The sequence below is a fragment of the Serratia sp. DFXYC6 genome (genome assembly GCF_057196085.1).
Genome location: NZ_JBXUNV010000006.1, coordinates 196,054 through 218,573 on the forward strand (window position 1 = coordinate 196,054; position 22,520 = coordinate 218,573).

Sequence of the window (22,520 nt, forward strand, 5' to 3'; positions counted from 1 at the left end):
TCTCCTACGGCCCCCTCACTGCGGGGGGCCGCACGCGGTGTTCGTTTCCTGTCATAAAACCGGGCTATGCTGAATGTTTCTCTCGGTAACAGGATCGGCCGATGTCTCTGCGTCGTGGGGTATTTGTCTGCGTGGCGCTGCTGGCGGCTATCGCCATCGCGCTCTTTTACGGGTTGAAATCCGACCATCCCGATGCGCTGTGGCGCATCGTCAGCCAGCAATGTCTGCCCAATCAGCAGGCGCACGACAACCCGGCGCCCTGCGCGCAGGTGGATGTGCAGGCCGGTTTCGTGGTGTTTAAAGATCGCAACGGGCCGCTGCAATACCTGCTGATGCCCAGCGCCAAAATCACCGGTATCGAAAGCCCGGCGGTGCTGGACGCCGCCACGCCGAATTTCTTCGCCCAGGCCTGGCGCGCGCGCCACGTGATGGCGGAACGCTATGGCAAACCGATCGACGACGGCGATATTTCCCTGGCGATCAATTCGGAATACGGCCGCACGCAAAACCAGCTGCACATCCATATCTCCTGCCTGTCGCCGGCGGTAAAACAGCGGCTGGCGCAGATCGGCCCCGATTTCATCGAACAATGGCAACCGTTGCCCGGCGGCCTGTTGGGGCATGACTATCTGGGGCGGCGGGTGACCGCCGCTGAACTGGAACAACAGGGCGCCTTCCGCCTGCTGGCCTCCGGCCTGCCGCGCGCCGACGGGCGCATGGGCAGCTTCGGCCTGGCGATGACCGCGCTGCCGGACGGCGATTTCCTGCTGCTGGCAACCGAGCGCAGCCTGCTGCCGTTCACCCTGGCCTCGGCGGAAGAGATCCAGGATCACGACTGCCGGCTGCTCACGCCGCCGCCGCGCGCCTGATTATTTTTTGCCTTTCATCTCCCGCAGGATCTGCCCGCACGGGTTCTCCTCGCCGCCTTCACTGGGCGAGACCAGCGCCAGCAGCGCCGCCGCCGGCGTCAGCACCGCCCCTAACGCCACCGCCGCCGCGCCGCGCGCGATCAGCGGCCCGGCTTTGACCCCGGCGTCGGGGTGCTTGAAGGTGCCTTTCACGTACAGCGGCGAACGCAGAGTCAGCACGCGCATACCCTTGCTTTCCGGATCGATGGACAAATCCAGCCGTTCGGTGGCGAGGTTGGTGTTGCCGGTGATGTTGATCACCGCGTTTTCGGTGTCGAACACAAACAGTCGCGGCGCGGCGACGCCGCTGCGGATGCCGACGTCCGCCGCCGCGCAGTTGATGCCCACCACGTCGTCACCGAACAGCTGCGCCACCAGATAGTTACCGACGTTCAGACCGAGGATCTCCATCAGGCTACGGCTGATCACCCCGTTATTGATCAGCAGGCGCAGGTCGCCATTGCTGGTCGCCAGCAGTTCGGCCACCGAATTGCCGCTGCCCGTCAGCCTGGCGTCGCCATTCATCTGCCCGAGGCTGCGCTTCATCGCCTCCACGTTCGGCAACAGCTGTTTAAGCTGAAGTTTGCGTGCATGCATATCCACCTGCCCGCGCATCGGCTTTTTGCCGCCGTCGAGGCGCACGACGGCGTTCAGGCTGCCGCCCGCCATGCCGAAGCGCAGCGGATCCAGGCGCAGTTCGCCATTGTTCAGCTTCAGGTGCGTGGCCAGATCGCTCAGCGGCAAATCGCTGCCGCGTTCAATGCGCGCGGCGGCAAACTTCACGTCCGCATCCATCTTGCTCCAGCTTTGCGTATCGAACTGTTCGACCGGCAGCACCTTATCCGCCGGCTGACGGCTCTTTTCGCCGCGCCCGGCTTTGGCGGCGTTGGAGTCCGCGCCGATCAGCGGCGCCAGATCCGCCAACCTCAGCTGCCGGGAGTTCACCGCGCCGCTCAGCGTGGGCCGCGGTTTACCGGCAACGTACTTCAAGCTGCCGTGAATGTCGCTATCGCCGATTTTTCCGTCGAATTTCTGGTACTCAAACACCGCGCCGCCCGGCTGATGCAGTCGGGCGGTCAGATGGCCATCGGTCGCATACGGCGGGGTATTCGGCAACAACACGCCGGTCAGGCCATAGAGGTTGCTCAGGCTTTCACCGGAAAACTTCAACTGCACGTCCAGGCCGCCGAGGTTCAGCGGATCGGACAAGGTGCCCGCGACCACCACCCGGGTGCTGCCGGAGCGCACGTCGGCCTGCAGCGGGAAGGGCAAATCGGCGCTCTGCAGCGACAGCATGCCGCCAATCTTGCCGCTGCCGCTCAACGGCTCGCCGTTATATTTGCCTTTCACCTGCCAGCCGAAAACGTAATCGGGGGTGGCGGCCTTGTCTCCGCCCTGTTTGCCGGTCACTTCACTGAACGGCAACGGTTTGCCGAGCGGATCGATGACGGCGCGAAAATCCGCCTTCAGCGTGGCGTCTTTAAAGGCGATCTGCCCCTTGTCGAACACGATGTCGTGAACGGTGAACGACCAGTCGGAAGGCGGCTGCTTGGGATCCTGGTCGGCGGCCAGGTCAAACGTCCAGTTGTTATCGCCGTTGGCCAGACGTTGCAACGACGCATTCGGCCGCTTGAGCCAGATGCGCGGGATCAGCAGCTCTTTACCCAGCAGCGCCAGCGGCGCGATGCTGGCGTCGACGCGCTGCAGCGTCACCATGCTGTCGCCGGGCATGTTTTTCGGATTACCCAGCCACACGTCTTCGGCGTGAATATGCGGCCAGGGCACCCAGGCGCGCCAACCGCCCTCATCCGGATTGCGCGACCAGTCGACGCCCAGATCGCCGCGAATGGCAAACGGTCGCCGCAGTTCGGCCGACACTTTGTCGTTGATGGCGGGCTTGAGTCGATTCCAGTCGAAGGTCGCGATGAAGATCGCCAGCGCGACGATCAGCAGCAGCACAATGCCGCCCAGCCAGCTGAAAACCTTTCCTGTTCTTGTCATAGCGGCTCCCTCAGCGCATAAATCGGGCTGCCGAATGAAAGGAAAAGGAGTTAGCAGCCCCGTTTAAGCCTAGCTGAGGATAGGCCGGAGTTCACGCCGGCGCGCCGGGCGCGGCGAACAGCGTCGGCACGCTGTGCAGCGTTTCAAAGCACGCCGGACGGGAAAGGTAGTAGCCCTGGGCGGCCAACGCGCCGGAGCGCTGCACCAGCCGCCACTCCTGCTCGGTTTCCACGCCTTCGACGATCACCCCGTCGCTGTGCTGGTTCATCATTTTGATCAGGGTGCCGAGCAGCTGGACGCCCTCTTCCGACTGTTTGAGCAAGGTGAACAATTCGCGCGCCACCTTGATGTATTGATAGCGCCAGGCGCCGACGGCGGAGAAGTTGGCCAGCCCGCTGCCGAAATCGTCCAGCCACAGCCGCTCGCCGCCGACAATCTGCTGCAGCGGGCGGCTTGATGCCGTTGCGGCGTGCTCCACCAGCTCGAAGCGCAGATAGGGCATCTCGGCGATCTGCCGTTGCAAGGCGCTATGACGCTGTAATGCTTGCAGCGCGATGCCGTCGATATTGACCGACACCATCACCGCATGGCGGGTGAACAACGCCTGCCAGCGCTGCAACAGCGCCAGCTGTTCCTGAACCACCCGCAAACGCTGGGCGACGCCGAGCGAGGCAAAATAGTGTTCCGGGGATTGCCGCTTGTCCGGCTCATTCGGGTGATATACCGCCGTCAGCAGTTCCACCGCCAACAGCGCGCCGCTGGTGCGATAAATCGGCTGGAAGGTATACAAGCGCCGGCATTGCCGCCAGTAGCGCCGCGATTTGGCGCAGGCATAGAGGGCAAAACAGGGCGCCAGCAGACCCGAGATCAGATTGGTTATCATCGGTACTATCGCCGTGGCGGGGAAGTGAGAGCGCTGCCGCTGTTTCTTTACCCAACTTATCGGCCACGCCGCGTAAAACTTTAAGCACGAATTGCCGCACGCTTTCCTCTTCACCCTGTTGGCGTTGGCCGATCGCGATCATAAAAAATTAAAACACTGTTTTAATTTATTGACTCTCTTACCGCCTTGCGTGGAGACTGGTGGCTGTTGCTTCTTCTTTAGCCAGGGCTTATTGACGATGACTATCCGAAACCTCGCCGTGATCGGCGAATGCATGATCGAGCTGTCGCAGCAGGGCGCACAGCTGACGCGCGGCTTTGGCGGCGATACCCTCAACACCGCCGTCTACCTCGCCCGCCAAATGCCGAAACAGACGTTGCAGGTGCATTACGTCACTGCGCTCGGCACCGACAGCTTCAGCGGCGAGATGCTGCAGGCCTGGCGGCAGGAGAAGATCGAGACCGGGTTGATTCAGCAATTCGACAACAAGCTGCCGGGCCTGTACGTGATCGAAACCGACGCCGCCGGCGAACGCACTTTCTACTATTGGCGCAATGACGCCGCCGCCCGCTATTGGCTTGCCGGACCGCAGGCCGACGCACTGTGCGCGCGGCTGGCGCAGTTCGATTACCTGTACCTCAGCGGCATTAGCCTGGCGATCCTCGCGCCTGCCGACCGCACGAAGCTGCTGGCGTTGCTGCGCCGCTGTCGCGCCAACGGCGGCAAGGTGATCTTCGACAACAACTACCGCCCGCGCCTGTGGCCAAGCCGTGAGGAAACGCAGCAGGCCTACCGCGAGGTGCTGGCCTGCACCGACATCGCCTTTTTGACGCTGGATGACGAAGAATTGCTGTGGGGAGCGCAGCCGGTTGAACAGATAGTGACGCGCACGCAGGCGCTCGGCGTCGGCGAGATCGTCATCAAACGCGGCGCGCACGCCTGTCTGGTGTTCAGTATGGCAGGGGAGAAGCTTGAGGTGCCGGCGATCGCGCTGCCGCCGGAGCGCGTGGTGGATACCACCGCGGCGGGCGACTCTTTCAGCGCCGGCTACCTGGCGGTGCGCCTGAACGGTGGCGGTGCCCAGCAGGCGGCGCAGCGCGGCCACCAGCTTGCTGCAACGGTGATCCAACATCGCGGCGCCATCATTCCCGCAGCGGCGATGCCCGCATAATCAATAAGGCGGCGGCGAAGTCACCCCCGCCGCCCACGCAATGGATCCCAGAAGCATTGATCAGAGGATGATTGAAAGAATTTCCCTGGCGTTGGCTTATTTCCGCCCAGAGCTGCTAAGCTCGGGTCTTGGCATTGCCGTCTTTTTGAATTTATTAGCCGAGTATAAATTTCAATCCGCCGCACTGACTAGCTGGACTTTGGTGCAGGTCGGGTTGAGCCGCCGAACGACAGGGAGGTTACCGATGGCCGCCACATTCGCCAACGCCGTCGCCGCAAGACTGCATCTTGACGGCCGGCTACAGGCCTTCAGCCAATTCAAATACGCTTACCTGACCTTCAACAAACACCATCCCGATCGCCATCTGCTGGTATCGAACTACCCGCAAGAATGGCTGGACATCTACAGTGCCAATCGCTATCAGCACATCGATCCCGTCGTGCGCGCCGCCCATAGACGCTGTGCGCCCTTTATGTGGCACGACACCGCCCTCACTACCGAGGATCGGCATTACCGGAAGATCTTCAGCCAGGCGCGGGAGTACGACATCGTGCACGGTTGCAGCTTTGTTTTGCACGATCACGACAACAACCTGGCGATCTTGTCGATCAGCGCGACGGCGGCCGATGACGCCGAACTGCGGCAGCTAATGGCGGAAGAAAGGGCCAGCCTGCAGATGGTCTTGGTCGATACCCACCAGCACGCGTTTGCGTTGGCCAGCGCCGAGGCTGGCCGAAAGGATCGGCTCTCGCCGCGCGAAGGGGAAATTCTCTATTGGGCCAGCCAGGGCAAAACCTATAACGAGATCGCGCTGATCCTGGGGATCAAAACCGGCACGGTGAAGTTTCACATCGGCAATGCGGTGCGTAAGCTGGGGGTCGCCAACGCCAAACACGCGATCCGGCGCGGCCTTGAACGGCAACTGATCGCGCCGCCGCAGGCATAAAAAAGCCGGCATTGCAGCCGGCTTTTGTTTTTTATCTTGCGGAAAATCAGCCCGCAACGGCGATACGTTTCATGTCGGTCATGTAGCCACGCAGTTTGCGGCCGACGGTTTCGATTGGGTGGCTGCGCACCGCTTCGTTCACGTCGCGCAGCTGCGCGTTGTCCACCGCCGTACCCGCCACGGCTTTGCCCAAATCGCCCGCCTGCAGGGTGGTCATGAAGTCCTTCAGCAACGGCACCGCTGCGTTGGCGAACAGGTAGTTGCCGTACTCCGCGGTATCGGAGATGACCACGTTCATTTCATACAGACGCTTACGCGCAATGGTGTTGGCGATCAACGGCAGCTCGTGCAGCGACTCGTAGTAAGCCGACTCTTCAATGATGCCGGCATCGACCATGGTTTCGAACGCCAGCTCAACGCCCGCTTTCACCATCGCCACCATCAGCACGCCATGATCGAAGTACTCTTGCTCGCTGATCTTGCCTTCAAACTGCGGCGCATTCTCGAACGCGGTTTTGCCGGTCTCTTCGCGCCAGGTCAGCAGTTTCACGTCGTCTTCCGCCCAGTCGGCCATCATGCCGCTGGAGAAGGCGCCGGAAATGATGTCGTCCATGTGCTTCTGGAACAGCGGCGCCATGATGGTTTTCAGCTGTTCGGACAGCGCATAGGCACGCAGCTTGGCCGGGTTGGACAGGCGATCCATCATCAGGGTGATGCCACCCTGCTTCAGCGCTTCGGTGATGGTTTCCCAGCCGAACTGAATCAGTTTCTCGGCGTAAGCCGGATCGGCGCCTTCAGCAACCAGCTTGTCGAAGCACAGCAGAGACCCCGCCTGCAGCATGCCGCACAGAATGGTCTGCTCACCCATCAGGTCAGATTTCACTTCAGCGACGAAGGAGGATTCCAGCACGCCGGCGCGGTGGCCGCCGGTCGCCGCCGCCCAGGCTTTGGCGATCGCCATGCCTTCGCCTTTCGGATCGTTTTCCGGGTGAACCGCAATCAGGGTCGGCACGCCGAAGCCGCGCTTGTACTCTTCGCGCACTTCGGTACCCGGGCACTTCGGCGCGACCATCACCACGGTGATGTCTTTGCGCACCTGCTCGCCCACTTCAACGATGTTGAAGCCGTGGGAATACCCCAGCGCCGCGCCGTCTTTCATCAGCGGCTGCACCGCACGCACCACGGAAGAGTGCTGCTTGTCCGGGGTCAGGTTAACCACCAGATCCGCCTGCGGGATCAAATCTTCGTAGGTGCCGACCTTAAAGCCGTTTTCGGTCGCCTTGCGCCAGGAAGCGCGCTTTTCGTCGATCGCTTCTTTGCGCAGGGCATAGGCGACATCCAGGCCGGAGTCACGCATGTTCAGCCCCTGGTTCAGGCCCTGGGCGCCACAGCCGACAATCACCACTTTTTTACCTTTCAGGTAGCCGGCTTCGTCAGCAAATTCGTCGCGCGCCATAAAGCGGCATTTACCCAATTGCGCCAGCTGCTGACGCAGGTTCAATGTGTTGAAATAGTTAGCCATGGTGGTACTCCGGTTTGATGTTGTCTTGCATTGTTATTTTCATTCCCCGCCCTGTCTGTGCGGAGATTCGTTAAACTCAATGTATAACAGGAAATGCGTTGCTTAAATTGATATATTGAGAACGTGATATTGCAATTTTTGCAACACTCTCACTGCGAGCGTATCGATATGGATTTACGTGATTTAAAGCTGTTCCTGCATCTGGCCGAAAGCCATCACTTCGGGCGCACCGCCAAGGCGATGCACGTCAGCCCGTCGACGCTCTCTCGCCAGATCCAGCGGCTGGAAGAGATCCTCGGGCAGCCGCTGTTCCTGCGCGATAACCGCACCGTGCAGCTCACCGACGCCGGCGAACAGCTGAAAGAATTCGCCCAGCAAACGCTGCTGCAATATCAGCAGCTGAAGCACTCACTCGGCCAGCACGGCCCTTCGCTGAGCGGCGAACTGCGGCTGTTCTGCTCGGTGACCGCGGCGTACAGCCACCTGCCGCCGATCCTCGATCGCTTCCGCGCGCAGCACCCGCTGGTAGAAATTAAGCTAACCACCGGCGACGCCGCCGACGCGGTCGACAAGGTGCAGTCCAACGAGGCCGATCTCGGCATCGCCGGCCGGCCGGAAACGCTGCCCGCCAGCGTGGCGTTCACCAAAATCGGTGAAATCCCGCTGGTGCTGATCGCACCGGCGCTGCCCTGCGCGGTACGCAGCCAGGCGTTTGCCGACAAGCCCGACTGGGCCGAGATCCCGTTCATCCTGCCGGAACACGGCCCTTCGCGAAAACGCATCGAGCTGTGGTTCCGCCGCCACCGCATCAGCAATCCGCTGATTTACGCCACCGTCGGCGGCCACGAAGCGATCGTGTCGATGGTCGCTTTGGGCTGCGGCATCGCGCTGATCCCGAGCGTGGTGGTGGATAACAGCCCGGAGCCGGTGCGCAACCGCATCTCGCAGCTGGATAACATCTCGATGGTCGAACCCTTCGAGCTGGGGGTCTGCGTCCAGAAAAAGCGCCTCAGCGATCCGCTGATCGACGCCTTTTGGCGGTTGCTGCATCCCCGCTGACGCGAGGTTTACAGATCCGCCGGATCGATCTGCTTCATCGTCTCTACCTGCATCAGCCAGTGGTAGAGCGGCTCAAGCTGCAAAAATGCCCCGGCCAGCTGCGGCGCCAGATCGGCGCTGAACAGCTTTTCCACTTCGCTGTCGGTCACCATCACCGCAAACGACTTGCGGTTATACCAGGTGGCGATCTCCGCCGCCTGCTCCTTCACCAGCGGGCGCTTGTAGCTTTCGCCCACCAGCTCGAACGGCGGCCGGCAGCAGGCGGCCACCTCAAGGAAAGGCTGCGGCCGCTGCCTCAGCGTATGGCGGAACAGATCCATGGTCGGCTTGTTGGCGCTGTAGTAGCCGAGCCCATAGCGCAACATGTCCGGCCCCAGTTCAAAAAAATACACCGGCGCATCTTTCCAGTCTTTGCTCGGGCGCTTGAACGTCAGCCACATGCGGCTGCGGTAGCGCGATTTATCATGAGAAAAGCGCGTATCGCGATGAATGCGCGACAGCGTTTTGCCGATCGCCGGGCGAGTCTCGAACTGCGGATCGATCGCCAACATGCCGGGAGCCAGCTGCTCCACCAGCGCGCGGAACGGCGCCAGCAGCTCGCGATCGTAGATGTCGCGGTTGCCGTCGAACCACGCCTTATCATTCTCAATCCGCACCTGCTGCAGGAAATTCAGGCCCTGCTGACTAAAGCCGGAGAAAGGTTGCGTCATAAGCTTTTCCGTTCTGACGATTTATCGGGTGTTGCGCAGATCTTCCCTCTGCCAACGGCGTTTGATAAACACGCGCCGACGCGTGCGAAAATAAGCGACATACAGGTAGAACGCCGCCCGATTGCTGAATAGCGCACCACCCACCGCGCCCCCCAGCAACATGGCAACGGTGGCGATGCCGGTCATGCCCGTCGCCCACGCTACTGCAGCGCCAAGGCAACACAGACCGAGCATGCCAAGATAGTATTGCAGCAATACCACCCCGCTGTTTTTCCCCTGCACCAGTTGGAACAGGATCAGCGTCATCCACACCGCCACGATCGCGCCGCTGCCCATGAGAACGGCGGCGGAAGTCCTGCCGCTCCAGGCGGCCGCCACGTCCGTGGCCAGGCCCATTACGCCCGCCAGCCCCAGCGTCAGGCATACCATCAGCAACATGACATTGCCGACGCCCGGCGGTGACAGCCGCTGGCCCGGCGTCAGGAAATGCTGCTCAAGCTGCGCATCCACGCCGGCGAAAAGCGCGCGATCGCGCGCCGCGATTTGGCTTTCCATCTCCCGGCCCTGCGCGATCAGGCGTTTAATCATCCAGTCCGCCATTACCTCACCATCTGCGGCAATTTCTGCATAATGCCCACAAAATACTGCCCGGTGGTTTTCACATTCACCGGCGCAGACAGGGTGCCGCTGATGCCGCTGCCCACGAACGTCAACGCGTTATTGAGCGCCGAATGCAATTGCTGACGCAGCCCGTTTTGGATCGCTTCCGTCGGGTAACGCTTCGGGTATAAGCCGTTCTTCACCATTTCTTTCAAGACGTTATTGGAAATCCCCGGATTTTCCGCTCGAATGATGTTTTCGGTCAGCCGCTTCCTTTCGCTGCGGGGCATGCTTTTCAGCCATTCCGTCGCCTTGCGCGCCGAAATGCGGCGCATGGCGCGGTAGGTCATCGTCGCTTCCTTCAGGGCGGCTCCCGCGCTGGCCAGCGAGATCACATCGAGTACGGTGCTGGTGGCGATATACCACTGCTCAGAGTCGAGCTGCGCCAATTCATCGCCTTTCCCGTCATACAGCTTGTTGACACGGTATAGCCCATTGCCGCACTGCAGCGCGCTGGCGGCCATGCCGGCATAGCCCAGATAAGCCACCGCAGAGCTGGTGCCGCCGGTGAACGGCACGGCGACGCTGCCCGACGCCAGTAAAAATACCGATACCAGCAGCGTTCCGCACGACAGCGCGGCCGAGGCCAACTCTTTGCTGACGCTGGGTTTGCTCAACGCTTCCGACAGCGTATTGGTCGCGGCAACGCGCGAGGTATGAGCCACCGTTTTGCTGATGACCACGTGCGTGACCTGCGAAGCGTTCGAATAACCGGTGTGCTGCGTCGGGCGGACTAAAAATGAGTTTTGCCCGTCGGAAAAAATAATTCCCACGCCATGAAAAGCGAGGCTGCAGTCCAGCGAGTCCTGCAAGGCTTGCAGATTAATATCGCGATAGAATTCTTGTACCCCGGCATTGCCCAACAGGCGGGCAAATTCGGCGTTGGTCAAATCGTCTTCGGGAGAACCGAACGGCGTAGAAAAAGCGGTTTTCATTGTCGTGCATCCCTATACGTCAGAAGTCTTGGCAGTATAAAAATGCACGACAAAATCACAACCATGCAACCCATAAACTGACTAACGCGTCACGGTTGCTTATCAATCCGGCTCATCCCTGCAAAAAGAAGCGGAACGCCGGGTTGTCGGTTTCGTCGTGGCAATCGTAGCCCAGCGCCTGCAGGTGCCGCTCGAATTCCGGCTCGCTTTGCGCCAGCTCGAAGGCCGCCAGCACCCGGCCGAAGTCGGTGCCGTGGCTGCGATAGTGGAACAGCGAGATGTTCCAGTGCGTGCCCAGCGTCTGCAGGAACTTCAGCAGCGCGCCCGGCGATTCCGGAAACTCAAAGCTATACAGCCGTTCGCGCAGCGGCTTCGACGGACGCCCGCCCACCATGTAGCGCACGTGCAGCTTGGCCATCTCGTCGTCCGACAGATCCACCACCTGATAACCGCCGGCGTTGAGTTCGTCGATGATCTCCCGCCGTTCGGCGTGACCGCGCGTCAGCCGCACGCCGACGAAAATGCAGGCGTTGTCGGCATCGGCGTAGCGGTAGTTGAATTCGGTCACCGAGCGGCCGCCCAGCAGCTGGCAGAACTTGAGGAAGCTGCCCTGCTGTTCCGGAATGGTTACCGCCAGCAGCGCTTCGCGCTGTTCGCCCAGTTCGCAACGCTCGGAAACATAGCGCAGCCCGTGGAAGTTGAGGTTGGCGCCCGAGAGCACGTGCGCCAGACGCTCGCCCTGAATGTTGTGCTGCTGGACGTACTTTTTCAGCCCCGCCAACGCCAACGCGCCGGAAGGTTCGGCAATGGCGCGCACGTCCTCGAACAGATCTTTGACCGCCGCGCAGATAGCGTCGCTGTCCACGGTGATCACGTCGTCCAGATACTCACGGCACAGGCGGAAGGTTTCGTCGCCGATGCGCTTCACCGCCACGCCTTCGGCGAACAGCCCGACGCGCGCCAGATCCACCGGATGGCCGGCATCCAGCGCCGCGCGCAGACAGGCGGAGTCTTCCGCTTCGACGCCGATCACTTTGATCTGCGGCATCAGCTGTTTGATCAGCACCGCCACCCCGGCGGCCAGGCCGCCGCCGCCGACCGGCACGAAAACCCGATCCAGATGCGCGTCTTGCTGCAGCAGCTCCATCGCCAGCGTGCCCTGCCCGGCGATCACCGTCGGGTGATCGAACGGCGGCACGAAGGTCATGCCCTGCTGTTGGGAAAGTTCAATCGCCTTCGCCTTGGCCTCGTCGAAATTGGCGCCGTGCAGCAACACTTCGCCGCCAAAGCCGCGCACCGCATCCACCTTGATGTCCGCGGTGGACACCGGCATCACGATCAGCGTTTTGATGCCCAGCCGTTTACCGGAGAAGGCGACGCCCTGCGCGTGGTTGCCGGCCGAAGCCGTCACGACGCCGCGCGCCTTCTGCTCTTCGTCCAGCCCGGCGATCATCGCATAGGCCCCGCGCAGCTTGAAGCTGTGCACCGGCTGGCGATCTTCGCGCTTCACCAAAATGGTGTTGCCGAGGCGCGAAGAGATTTTGCTCATGGCCTGCAACGGGGTGACTTGCGCCACCTCGTAAACCGGCGAGCGCAGTACCGCTCGCAGATATTCCGCGCCGCAGGGGGCGCTGGGTAGGGGTTGAGAGACCGCCATGCTGCTTATCCCCCCAGTTTGCTCTTGTCGCGCACCGCGCCTTTATCGGCGCTGGTGGCCAACGAGGCGTAGGCGCGCAGCGCGAAGGACACCTGACGCTCACGATTTTTCGGCGTCCAGGCCGCGTCGCCGCGCGCCAGTTCCGCCTCATGCCGCGCCGCCAGCTCCTGCTCGCTGACGTCAAGCTGGATGCCGCGATGAGGAATATCGATCGCGATCATGTCGCCGTCCTGCACCAGGGCGATCAGGCCGCCGTTGGCCGCTTCCGGCGAAGCGTGGCCGATGGACAACCCGGAGGTGCCGCCGGAGAAACGCCCGTCGGTGATCAGCGCGCACGCCTTGCCCAGCCCCATCGATTTCAGGTAGGTGGTTGGGTAAAGCATTTCCTGCATGCCCGGGCCGCCTTTCGGCCCTTCGTAGCGAATCACCACTACGTCGCCCGCCACCACTTTGCCGCCGAGGATCGCTTCTACCGCGTCGTCCTGGCTTTCATACACTTTGGCCGGGCCGCGGAAGGTGAGGATTTCCTTGTCGACGCCGGCGGTTTTGACGATGCAGCCGTTTTCCGCCAGGTTGCCGTACAGCACCGCCAACCCGCCGTCCTGACTGTAGGCGTGCTCACGGGTGCGGATGCAGCCTTCCTTGCGGTCGGTGTCCAGCGAATCCCAGCGGCAGTCCTGAGAGAATGCCTGCGTGGTGCGGATACCGGCCGGCCCGGCGGAGTACATTTTCTTGACGCTTTCGTCGCGGGTCAGCATCACGTCGTAGGCCTCCAGCGTCTGCGGCAGGGTCAGCCCCAATACGTTGTTCACCTCGCGGTTCAGCAAGCCGGCGCGATCCAGCTCGCCGAGGATGCCGATTACGCCACCGGCGCGGTGCACGTCTTCCATGTGATATTTCTGCGTGCTCGGCGCCACCTTGCACAGGTGCGGCACTTTGCGCGACAGGCGATCGATGTCTTCCATGGTGAAGTCCACCTCGCCTTCCTGCGCCGAAGCCAACAGGTGCAGCACGGTATTGGTCGAACCGCCCATGGCGATGTCCAGCGTCATGGCGTTTTCAAATGCCGCCTTGTTGGCGATATTGCGCGGCAGCGCGCTCTCGTCGTCCTGCTCGTAATAGCGTTTGGTCAGCTCGACGATGCGCTTGCCGGCGTTGAGGAACAGTTCCTTGCGATCGGCGTGGGTGGCCAGCAGCGAACCGTTGCCCGGCTGCGACAGGCCCAGCGCTTCGGTCAGGCAGTTCATCGAGTTGGCGGTGAACATGCCGGAGCAAGAGCCGCAGGTCGGGCAGGCGGAACGCTCGATCTGCTCGCTGTCGGCGTCGCTGACGTTCGGGTTCGCGCCCTGGATCATCGCGTCCACCAGATCCAGCTTGATGATCTGGTTGGAGAGTTTGGTTTTGCCGGCTTCCATCGGGCCGCCGGAGACGAAGATCACCGGAATGTTCAGGCGCAACGCCGCCATCAGCATGCCCGGGGTGATCTTGTCGCAGTTGGAGATGCACACCATCGCGTCGGCGCAGTGGGCGTTCACCATGTATTCGACCGAGTCGGCGATCAGCTCGCGCGACGGCAGGGAATAGAGCATGCCGCCGTGGCCCATGGCGATGCCGTCATCCACCGCGATGGTGTTGAACTCTTTGGCCACGCCGCCTGAAGCTTCGATCTGTTCGGCGACCAGTTTGCCCAGATCGCGCAGATGCACGTGGCCCGGCACGAACTGGGTAAAGGAGTTGACCACGGCGATGATCGGCTTGCCGAAATCGGCGTCGGTCATCCCGGTCGCGCGCCACAATGCGCGGGCACCCGCCATATTGCGGCCGTGGGTGGTGGTGGCGGAACGGTACTTAGGCATGCTCTTTTCACTCCAAATGTATTTATGGCAGGCGGCGAACGAACCGCCTGGATATTTCTTATCTTGTCTGTCTTGTCGTCCGCCACGCTGCGCGGCGAGCCTTGTCGTTACGGGTTTACCGGATCCAGCCAACCGTACTTGTCTTCGGTCTTGCCGGTGAACAGGCCGAAGAACGCCTGTTGGATCTGTTTGGTCACCGGGCCACGTTTACCGATACCGACCTGAATGCCGTCCACGCTGCGCACCGGCGTGATCTCCGCCGCAGTGCCGGACATGAACACCTCATCGGCCAGGTACAGCGATTCGCGCGACAGCACCTGCTCACGCACTTCGAAGCCCATGTCTTTCGCCAGCTTGATGATCGCATCGCGGGTGATGCCCGGCAGCGCCGACGAGGTGAACGGCGGGGTGTAAATCACGCCGTCTTTCACCTGGAACAGGTTCTCGCCCGCCCCTTCGGAAATGTAGCCGTGCACGTCGAGCGCGATGCCTTCCTGATAGCCGTGGCGGCGCGCTTCGCTGCCCACCAGCAGAGAGGAAAGATAGTTGCCGCCGGCTTTGGCCGCGGTCGGGATGGTGTTCGGCGCGGCGCGGTGCCAGGAGGAGACCATCGCATCGATGCCTTGCTCCAGCGCCTCTTCACCCAGGTAAGCGCCCCAAGGAAACGCCGCGATAATCACGTCCGTTTTATAACCGGCCGGCGGGTTGACACCCATGCCGACATCGCCGACGAACACCAGCGGGCGAATGTAGGCGCTGACCAGATTGTTCTTGCGCAGCGTGGCGCGGCAGGCTTCCATCAGTTCGTCGACGCTTTGCGAAACCGGCATGCGGTAGATTTTCGCCGAGTCATGCAGGCGCTGCATATGCTCGCGATGGCGGAACACCACCGGCCCCAAGTGCGAGTCGTAGCAGCGCACGCCTTCAAATACCGACGTACCGTAATGCAGCGCGTGCGACATCACGTGCACTTTGGCCTCGGCCCAAGGAACCATCTCACCATTGAACCAAATGTAATCGGCTTTCTTTGTCATTGTTATTTATCCTTCTCGGCGCCTCAGGCGCGTATTTGTTGTGATGTTGGCTGCTGGATCTCGACGCAGGAGACGTCCATCAGTTTACTTAATTGAGATGACAACAGGGCAACCGGGCGCGGGCTGGCAACGGTCAATTCGATATTGATGCTGTCGGCGTTGGCCGGGGAAACCATATTCATAGCACAAACCTGAAAGCCGCGATGACGCACGACCCGCAATACGCGCTCTAACATTTCGGGGCGAAAACGCGCCTGGATCGAGAGTTGATGCTGCATCATGATATTTCCTCCAACATGGTTTCGTTGCCGGCGCCCGGCGGCACCAGCGGCCAGACGTTTTCGAGTTCGTCGATAGAGACCTGCAGCAGATACGGGCCTTCGGTGTTGAACAGCGCCTCGAGGGCGCCCTCCACCTGATCCTTGCGGCTGATGCGCTGGCCGGGAATGCCGAAGGCGGCGGCCAACATCAGGAAGTCGGGGTTATCGGACAGGTTGGTTTCGCTGTAGCGGCCGTCGAAGAACAGCTGCTGCCATTGACGCACCATCCCGAGGCGCTGGTTGTCCAGCAGAACGATTTTGAGCGGCAGCTGCTTGCGCTTGATGGTGCCCAGTTCCTGCACGTTCATCATGAAGGAGCCATCGCCCGAGACGCAGATCACCGTATCTTGCGGGCGGGCAATCTGAGCGCCTACCGCGGCCGGCACGCCGAATCCCATGGTGCCGAGGCCGCTGGAGGTGATGAAATTCTCCGGACGCTCGAACGTCATGTGCTGCGCGCTCCACATCTGGTGCTGACCGACGTCGGTGGTCACCACGCTGTTGGCAGGCTTGCGGTCAGACAGCTGGCGCAAGAACAGCGGCGCGTAGATCGGCTGGCCAGGGTGATCATAGCGGCAGGCGTGCTCGGCTTTCAGCGCCGTCACCTGCTGCTGCCAGGCGGCGATGTCCAGCGGGCGCTGCAACGCCGGCAGCAACGTTTTCAAATCACCCTGCAGGGCCACATGCGCCTGGCGCAGCTTGCTCATTTCCGCCGGGTCGATATCCATGTGGATCACTTTGGCGTGCGGCGCGAAGGCGTTCAGCTTGCCGGTCACGCGATCATCGAAACGCGCGCCGACGGCGATCAGCAGATCGCACTCCTGCACCGCCAGGTTGGCGGCCTTGGCGCCATGCATGCCCAGCATGCCGAGGTACAGCGGATCTTGCGCATCCGGCGCGCCCAGCCCCTTCAGGGTGGCGACGTTCGGCATGCGGGTCACGGCGATAAATTCACGCAGCGCCGGCACCGCCTGCGCCATGCCCACGCCGCCGCCGACGTACAGCATCGGTTTGTGCGCCTGCGCCAGCAGCGCGGCCGCCTCGGCCAACGCCGCCGCCGGGAACGCCGGCGCTTCGTCAACCGGCATCAGATGCGGGTGCAAGTCCCCCTGCGCCAGCTGGATGTCTTTCGGGATATCGATCAGCACCGGGCCGGGACGGCCGCCTGCGGCGATGGCAAAAGCTTCCGCCATGATGCCCGGCAAGGCGTCCAGCGACTCCACCAGGAAGCTGTGCTTGGTGCAGGCCAGAGACAGGCCGAGAACATCGATCTCCTGAAAGGCATCGGTGCCGATCAGCGCGGAACCCACCTGGCCGGTGATGGCGACAACGGGAACAGAATCGAGCAGCGCATCAGCCAGGCCAGTGATCAGGTTGGTGGCGCCGGGGCCGGAAGTGGCGATGCAAACGCCGACCTTGCCGGTGGCGCGGGCGTAGCCGATGGCGGCCATGGCGGCGCCCTGTTCATGGCGGCACAGCAGGTGTTCCACGCCGCCGTCATACAACGCATCGTACACCGGCATGATTGCCCCGCCCGGATAGCCGAATACGGTATCCACACCCTGCGCACGCAACGCTTGAACTACCCACTGAGCGCCATTCATGGTTATTTCCCCGCCTTTCTTCGACAACTGCAGGATTTTGTTCTGTTTTTCATACTCTGCCCCTTGCTCCACTTTTCTCTTGCCAATAAAAAACCCCCGGACCTGACGGTGCGGGGGTTCTCTTGCGATTCCGGCTTGTTTGCTAAGCCTTTCTTCGTCCAAGTGCAGCCCCGCACGGTGGGATAATAATCACCACCACGCTAATCACGACTAGGCTAATCACTTGGGCAAAGGCTTTCATAATGGGTTTGTTCACTGTGCTCATTCAGAACTAATGCTTACAGAGGTACCACAGCCGCGCGCGACATGACAACACTTTTTTTGCGTTATTATTCGGCGCAATCTGGTCATACCTCACGCGAATCGCCCCTCTTTCACACGTTGGCGCGCATACCCGGATTTTCTACCGCGTCGGTGATCGCCTTGCCGCGCGTATCCTTGCCGAAGAACACCAACAGGGCGATCGCCACCGCCACCGTACCGGCGACGATCGCCATCGCCAGACCGTAATTATGCCCATGATGCTCGGCGATGGTGGCTTGCAGCGTGGCGTTGACCGAGGCGATCAGGTTACCCAGCTGGTACACGAACCCCGGCAGCACCGCGCGGGTGTTGGCCGGCACCAGCTCGGTCAGATAGGTCGGCACCACGCCCCAGGCGCCCTGCACCATGAACTGCATCAGGAAAGCGCCGATCCCCAACATCAGCGAACCGCTGGAAAACGCCCACAGCGGGATCACCGGCAGCGCCAACAGCGCGGCAATGATGATCGCTTTTTTGCGGCCGATCTTTTCTGACAACGAACCGAAGAAAACACCGCCGATAATTGACGCGATATTGTAGCTAATGGCGATGATACTGACGGTTTTAGGGTCGAAACCGTGCTGAACTTTCAGAAACACCGGATACAGATCCTGCGTACCGTGGGAGAAGAAATTGAACGCCGCCATCAGCAGCACCAGATAGCAGCACAGCTTCCAGTGGCTCTTCAACACCGGCAGCAAGGCGGTGCTCTCTTTGCGTTCACGCGCCGCCAGCCATACCGGCGACTCCTGCACGCAATAATAAATAAACGGCAGCAGCAGGATCGGCGCCGCGCCGATGACGAACATGCCGCGCCAGCCGACCGTTTCGAACAGCAGGCCGTACACCACCGCCGCCAGCAGATAACCAAACGGATAGCCGGCCTGGAAAATACCCGACATCAGGCCGCGTGAGCGGTCCGGTATGGTTTCCATCGCCAACGATGACGCCACGCCCCAAATGCCGCCCATCGCAACACCGTACAACACCCGCAACAGCAAGAAGACCGTCAGCGAGGGCGCGGCGGCGGAGAGCAGCTCAAACACCGAGAAGAAGACGATATTCAACATCAGGATCGGTTTGCGGCCATATTTTTCCGCCGCACGCCCGAAGATCAGCGCGCCAATCGGGCGCACCGCCAGCGTGAGCAGAATCGCCAACGTGACCTGTTCCAGACCGACGTGAAAGGACTGCGCGATATCGCTGAGTAAGAATACCAGCACGAAAAAATCGAAAGCGTCGAGCGTCCAGCTTGAAAAGCTGGCGATTGCCGCGTTGCGTTGCAGCGGGGTCCAACCAAACATAGTGTTATCCCTACCGTAGAGTACGAAGTCAGGAGGTTTAGCGGCTGCCGGGCAGAATGCGGCGGCGGTCGGGGCTTGTTAAAGAAGTGATTTTTCTTTTAATCAATTGTTAAATACACCCGTTAACCCTATGATTGCAATGTGTATGGGCCGCTAATGTGTTGCAGCCTTCAGCGAATTGTTAATGGGTATTGCCGCAGGATGCGAGGCGGCTCGCACAATCTCATTTACTTCGATGAAAATGAGCAATTACGCTGCGAACCCCCTAGAAAAACCACCAATAACGCCGCGCAATGCCAGAATGAATCACGCATCATGTCGTCCTCAGCAAGGAGAACGATATGTCACTGGCGTTAATCTATAGCCGCGCCATCATCGGCGTTCAGGCCCCTTCCGTGACGGTGGAGGTGCATATCAGCAATGGCCTGCCCGGCCTGACGCTGGTCGGCCTGCCGGAAACCACGGTAAAAGAGGCGCGCGATCGGGTGCGCAGCGCCCTGATCAACAGCGGTTTCACCTTTCCCGCCCGGCGCATCACTGTCAATTTGGCGCCCGCCGATCTGCCGAAAGAAGGCGGGCGTTACGATCTGCCAATAGCGCTGGCGATCCTCGCCGCCTCCGAGCAATTGCCCCTCGCGCCGTTGGCGCGCTACGAGTTTCTTGGCGAGCTCGCGCTGTCTGGCGCACTGCGCGCGGTCAGAGGTGCCATCCCGGCGGCGCTGGCGGCGGCTGACGCCAGGCGACAATTGATCCTGTCGACGGACAACGCCGCCGAAGTCGGCCTGATCGCGCAGTCGCACTCCCATACCGCCCAACACCTGCTGGAAGTCTGCGCTTTTCTGCTCGGCCAAGGCGAACTGCCGGTGGCGGCCACGCCCCCCGACGCGGACAACGCGTGCGAAAACGCCGACCTGCGCGACATCATCGGCCAGGAACAGGCCAAGCGGGCATTAGAGATCGCCGCCGCCGGCGGGCATAACCTGCTGTTGATTGGACCACCGGGCACCGGTAAAACCATGCTGGCCAGCCGTCTCACGGGCTTGCTGCCGCCGCTGACGGAGGCTGAGGCGTTGGAAAGCCTGGCGGTCGCCAGCTTGCAGCATCACATTCCCGCCGCTCTACCATGGCGTCAGAGGCCGTTCCGCGCACCGCACCACAGCGCCTCGATGGCGGCATTGGTCGGCGGCGGCTCACTGCCGCGACCGGGCGAGATCTCGATGGCGCATAACGGCGTGCTGTTTCTGGATGAACTGCCGGAATTCGAGCGTAAGGTACTGGATGCGCTGCGTGAGCCGTTGGAATCCGGCGAGATCGTGATTTCACGTGCCAACGCCAAGGTCTGTTTCCCCGCCAGGGTGCAACTGATCGCGGCAATGAACCCCAGCCCGACAGGGCATTATCAGGGATTGCACAATCGCGCCTCACCGCAGCAGGTGTTGCGCTATCTGGCCCGGCTGTCAGGGCCTTTTCTCGACCGTTTCGATCTGTCTATCGAAGTACCGTTGTTGCCGCCGGGTACGCTCAGTCATCGGAAAACCCATGGAGAAAGCAGCGAACAAGTACGGAAAAGGGTGCAGCAGGCACGCACCCGGCAGCTCGAACGCGCAGGTAAAGTCAACGCGCTGTTGAGCAACCGCGAAGTGGAACGAGATTGCGTTTTGCAGGCGGCTGACGCCGAGTTTTTGGAAGCAACATTAAACACGCTGGGGTTATCGGTTCGCGCCTGGCAGCGCATCTTGAAAGTGGCGCGCACGCTGGCGGATTTGGCGGGAGATGCTGAACTCGACAGGCACCACCTCAGCGAAGCACTGGGCTATCGCAGTATGGACCGTCTGCTGTTACAACTGCATCGCAGTCTGGAATGAAAATGGGGCCCGCAGGCCCCATAGTCTTTAGTCTTCGCTGTCGCTGTAATCTTCTACTGCGTCAGCCTGCGGTTTACCGCCGGACAGAGTATGGAATTTCTTCGGGCGACGTGTGCGCGCCAGATATTTAGCCCATACTTTTTCCTGCTCGGTAGCCGCTTCGCGCTCACCGCGGCACACTGCGACGAACAGCTGTTCTTCTTCAGTGACCGGCTGGCGTTTGCCCGAGTCCAGCTCGTTAAACGCGTAGCCGAAGCGCTCTAGCAATTGCGCCTCTTTAATGGTGAAATCGCCGTGACGGGAGAACCCGCGAGGGTAATGTTTATTATCAAAAAAACGATTGGTCGTGGTGAAGCTATCCGCCATCTGACACGCTCCTAATTCTCTTATGGCCGTGCTGTTTATGGCGCGGAGTATTAGATAGGCTTGACAGCGTGTAAAACAAAACATTTAAATCTTAACGACAAATTTTTTTGGAGATAGGTGTGGATACCGAATTACTGAAAACCTTTTTGGAGGTCAGTAGAACGCGTCACTTTGGCAGAGCCGCAGAATCCTTGTACTTAACGCAGTCCGCGGTCAGTTTCCGCATCCGTCAGCTAGAAAACCAGTTGGGCGCAAATTTATTTACCCGTCATCGCAATAACATCCGCCTGACGCCTGCCGGCGAGCGGCTTCTGCCCTATGCCGAGAGCCTGATGAACACCTGGCAGTTGGCGAAGAAGGAAGTCGTGCGTTCGCTGCAACACACCGAGTTATCGATCGGCGCTACCGCTTCGTTGTGGGAGGCCTATCTGACTCCCTGGTTGCAAGCACTCTATCAACAACGCGAGGCGCTGCAGCTAGAAGCCAGGGTGGCATTAAGGCACTCTTTGGTAAAACAACTGCATGAAAGGCAGCTCGATTTACTGATCACCACTGAACCGCCGAAGATGGATGAATTGGCCAGCCAGCAGCTGAGCAATTTCTCATTACGCCTGTTCTCATCCGCTTATCGTGACAAACAGACCCCAATGCCCTACATCAAGCTGGAATGGGGAGCCGACTTCCACCAACAGGAAAACCGCATGTTGGAAGGTGATAACGTACCGGTGCTTACCACCACCTCCGCTCACCTGACGCGTCAGCTGTTGGAAACCACGGGCGGATGCGCTTTCCTGCCCAGCCATTGGGAAAAAGAGTACCCACAGCTGGTGGCCGCCACCGAGATCCCGCCGATTATCCGCCCACTGTATGCCGTCTGGTTGCAAAATAGCGATCAACAACCTTTGATTCGGCAATTACTTAAAATACCTTTAAATACCGCAGCCTAAAGCGCTATGGCGGCCTTAAACGCCGCCACCGTGGTCTCGGCTGTCTATCATGCCAAAAGCCGCCCATCGCCTTCTGAGAGAAGAAAATGCAAAATGGCAGGAGAATCAGGAGCTCTGCGGAGGTAAAGATCGAAAGGTTATGGAGCAACTCGGATCAGATAAACATCAGCATAGAACAGCCGATGCGCTCTTTTCCAAAACGATAACGCGCTAAGGAAAGGGATAATAGGTAAAAAAAAACCCTTTGCTTTCGCAAAGGGTTCTTAATATGGCAGGGGCGGAGAGACTCGAACTCGCGACACCCGGTTTTGGAGACCGGTGCTCTACCAACTGAGCTACGCCCCTAAATCTCGCTTAACATTATGCCTGCTAATAAAGCAGGCATAATTAAATAAGTGGCGGAACGGACGGGGCTCGAACCCGCGACCCCCTGCGTGACAGGCAGGTATTCTAACCAACTGAACTACCG

At 60.7% G+C, this 22,520-nt stretch carries 20 protein-coding genes and 1 tRNA gene; 6 read left to right on the forward strand and 15 right to left on the reverse strand.

The window, feature by feature from the left end:
- Positions 1-101: 101 nt before the first annotated feature.
- On the forward strand, positions 102-869 hold the full coding sequence (locus tag AC2CGQ_RS23320; protein ID WP_166730436.1) for a CDP-diacylglycerol diphosphatase: 768 nt from the start codon (positions 102-104) through the stop codon (positions 867-869).
- Here the strand turns inward: AC2CGQ_RS23320 and AC2CGQ_RS23325 are convergent, their stop codons facing one another.
- Together AC2CGQ_RS23325 and pdeH are read right to left on the reverse strand one after the other, a co-directional pair.
- Positions 870-2,909, reverse strand: coding sequence for an AsmA family protein (locus AC2CGQ_RS23325; protein ID WP_060557922.1), 2,040 nt, complete (start codon positions 2,907-2,909; stop codon positions 870-872).
- 91 nt (positions 2,910-3,000) lie between these two features.
- On the reverse strand, positions 3,001-3,792 hold the full coding sequence (gene pdeH / locus AC2CGQ_RS23330) for a cyclic-guanylate-specific phosphodiesterase (RefSeq protein ID WP_021505226.1): 792 nt from the start codon (positions 3,790-3,792) through the stop codon (positions 3,001-3,003).
- A gap of 238 nt (positions 3,793-4,030) precedes the next feature.
- Between pdeH and kdgK the strand changes: the two genes are divergently transcribed.
- Both kdgK and AC2CGQ_RS23340 read left to right on the forward strand, forming a co-directional pair.
- Complete coding sequence (kdgK, locus tag AC2CGQ_RS23335; RefSeq protein WP_099982189.1) at positions 4,031-4,963, forward strand: 2-dehydro-3-deoxygluconokinase; 933 nt, start codon at positions 4,031-4,033, stop codon at positions 4,961-4,963.
- A 244-nt stretch (positions 4,964-5,207) separates the two neighbouring features.
- Positions 5,208-5,909 carry a LuxR family transcriptional regulator gene (locus tag AC2CGQ_RS23340; RefSeq protein WP_242142258.1) on the forward strand — a complete coding sequence of 234 codons (702 nt, stop codon included), beginning with the start codon at positions 5,208-5,210 and terminating at the stop codon, positions 5,907-5,909.
- Between the two features lie 46 nt (positions 5,910-5,955).
- Here AC2CGQ_RS23340 and ilvC read toward each other — a convergent pair whose 3' ends face one another.
- Positions 5,956-7,431 carry a ketol-acid reductoisomerase gene (gene ilvC, locus AC2CGQ_RS23345; RefSeq protein WP_004929973.1) on the reverse strand — a complete coding sequence of 492 codons (1,476 nt, stop codon included), beginning with the start codon at positions 7,429-7,431 and terminating at the stop codon, positions 5,956-5,958.
- Between the two features lie 168 nt (positions 7,432-7,599).
- Here ilvC and ilvY point away from each other — a divergent pair, with 168 nt between their 5' ends.
- Positions 7,600-8,490 carry an HTH-type transcriptional activator IlvY gene (gene ilvY / locus AC2CGQ_RS23350; RefSeq protein WP_004929971.1) on the forward strand — a complete coding sequence of 297 codons (891 nt, stop codon included), beginning with the start codon at positions 7,600-7,602 and terminating at the stop codon, positions 8,488-8,490.
- An 8-nt stretch (positions 8,491-8,498) separates the two neighbouring features.
- Here ilvY and AC2CGQ_RS23355 read toward each other — a convergent pair whose 3' ends face one another.
- The 10 genes from AC2CGQ_RS23355 to AC2CGQ_RS23400 all read right to left on the reverse strand — a co-directional run bounded on the left by AC2CGQ_RS23355 (position 8,499) and on the right by AC2CGQ_RS23400 (position 18,873).
- On the reverse strand, positions 8,499-9,200 hold the full coding sequence (locus AC2CGQ_RS23355; protein ID WP_015379392.1) for a DUF2461 domain-containing protein: 702 nt from the start codon (positions 9,198-9,200) through the stop codon (positions 8,499-8,501).
- A 21-nt stretch (positions 9,201-9,221) separates the two neighbouring features.
- Positions 9,222-9,800, reverse strand: a complete 579-nt coding sequence (gene ssi4 / locus AC2CGQ_RS23360) for an immunity protein Sip4 (protein ID WP_021505228.1) — start codon at positions 9,798-9,800, stop codon at positions 9,222-9,224.
- Entirely contained in the window at positions 9,800-10,795 is a 996-nt protein-coding gene (gene ssp4 / locus AC2CGQ_RS23365) for an Ssp4 family T6SS effector (RefSeq protein ID WP_004929965.1), read from the reverse strand. The genes ssi4 and ssp4 overlap by 1 nt, the downstream gene beginning before the upstream one ends.
- A 112-nt stretch (positions 10,796-10,907) precedes the next feature.
- Positions 10,908-12,452: a threonine ammonia-lyase, biosynthetic gene (ilvA, locus tag AC2CGQ_RS23370; protein ID WP_016930473.1), complete on the reverse strand. Its 1,545-nt coding sequence runs from the start codon at positions 12,450-12,452 to the stop codon at positions 10,908-10,910.
- Positions 12,453-12,457: 5 nt separating this feature from the next.
- Positions 12,458-14,308 (reverse strand): dihydroxy-acid dehydratase, encoded by a 1,851-nt coding sequence (ilvD, locus tag AC2CGQ_RS23375; protein WP_015379395.1) that lies wholly within the window; start codon positions 14,306-14,308, stop codon positions 12,458-12,460.
- A gap of 107 nt (positions 14,309-14,415) precedes the next feature.
- Positions 14,416-15,342 (reverse strand): branched-chain amino acid transaminase, encoded by a 927-nt coding sequence (locus tag AC2CGQ_RS23380; protein WP_004929958.1) that lies wholly within the window; start codon positions 15,340-15,342, stop codon positions 14,416-14,418.
- Positions 15,343-15,365: 23 nt separating this feature from the next.
- A complete protein-coding gene (gene ilvM / locus AC2CGQ_RS23385) occupies positions 15,366-15,623 on the reverse strand; it encodes an acetolactate synthase 2 small subunit (protein WP_004929955.1) in 258 nt (85 codons plus the stop codon).
- Positions 15,620-17,266 carry an acetolactate synthase 2 catalytic subunit gene (gene ilvG, locus AC2CGQ_RS23390; protein ID WP_075685519.1) on the reverse strand — a complete coding sequence of 549 codons (1,647 nt, stop codon included), beginning with the start codon at positions 17,264-17,266 and terminating at the stop codon, positions 15,620-15,622. Before ilvG ends, ilvM begins: the two co-directional genes overlap by 4 nt.
- 142 nt (positions 17,267-17,408) lie before the next feature.
- A complete protein-coding gene (gene ilvL / locus AC2CGQ_RS23395) occupies positions 17,409-17,507 on the reverse strand; it encodes an ilv operon leader peptide (protein ID WP_013814970.1) in 99 nt (32 codons plus the stop codon).
- A 133-nt stretch (positions 17,508-17,640) separates the two neighbouring features.
- The gene (locus AC2CGQ_RS23400) at positions 17,641-18,873 is read right to left on the reverse strand and encodes an MFS transporter (RefSeq protein WP_004929950.1); all 1,233 of its coding nucleotides are present in this window, start codon (positions 18,871-18,873) and stop codon (positions 17,641-17,643) included.
- Between the two features lie 341 nt (positions 18,874-19,214).
- On the opposite strand from AC2CGQ_RS23400, the gene AC2CGQ_RS23405 reads away from it, so the two are divergent.
- A complete protein-coding gene (locus tag AC2CGQ_RS23405) occupies positions 19,215-20,738 on the forward strand; it encodes a YifB family Mg chelatase-like AAA ATPase (protein WP_033631833.1) in 1,524 nt (507 codons plus the stop codon).
- Between the two features lie 27 nt (positions 20,739-20,765).
- Here AC2CGQ_RS23405 and AC2CGQ_RS23410 read toward each other — a convergent pair whose 3' ends face one another.
- Entirely contained in the window at positions 20,766-21,104 is a 339-nt protein-coding gene (locus AC2CGQ_RS23410; RefSeq protein ID WP_033631832.1) for a MaoP family protein, read from the reverse strand.
- 119 nt (positions 21,105-21,223) lie between these two features.
- Between AC2CGQ_RS23410 and hdfR the strand changes: the two genes are divergently transcribed.
- Positions 21,224-22,051 carry an HTH-type transcriptional regulator HdfR gene (gene hdfR / locus AC2CGQ_RS23415; RefSeq protein WP_033631831.1) on the forward strand — a complete coding sequence of 276 codons (828 nt, stop codon included), beginning with the start codon at positions 21,224-21,226 and terminating at the stop codon, positions 22,049-22,051.
- A gap of 269 nt (positions 22,052-22,320) precedes the next feature.
- On the opposite strand, the gene AC2CGQ_RS23420 is transcribed toward hdfR, so the two are convergent.
- Positions 22,321-22,396 (reverse strand) — tRNA-Trp (locus tag AC2CGQ_RS23420).
- Positions 22,397-22,520 lie beyond the last annotated feature (124 nt).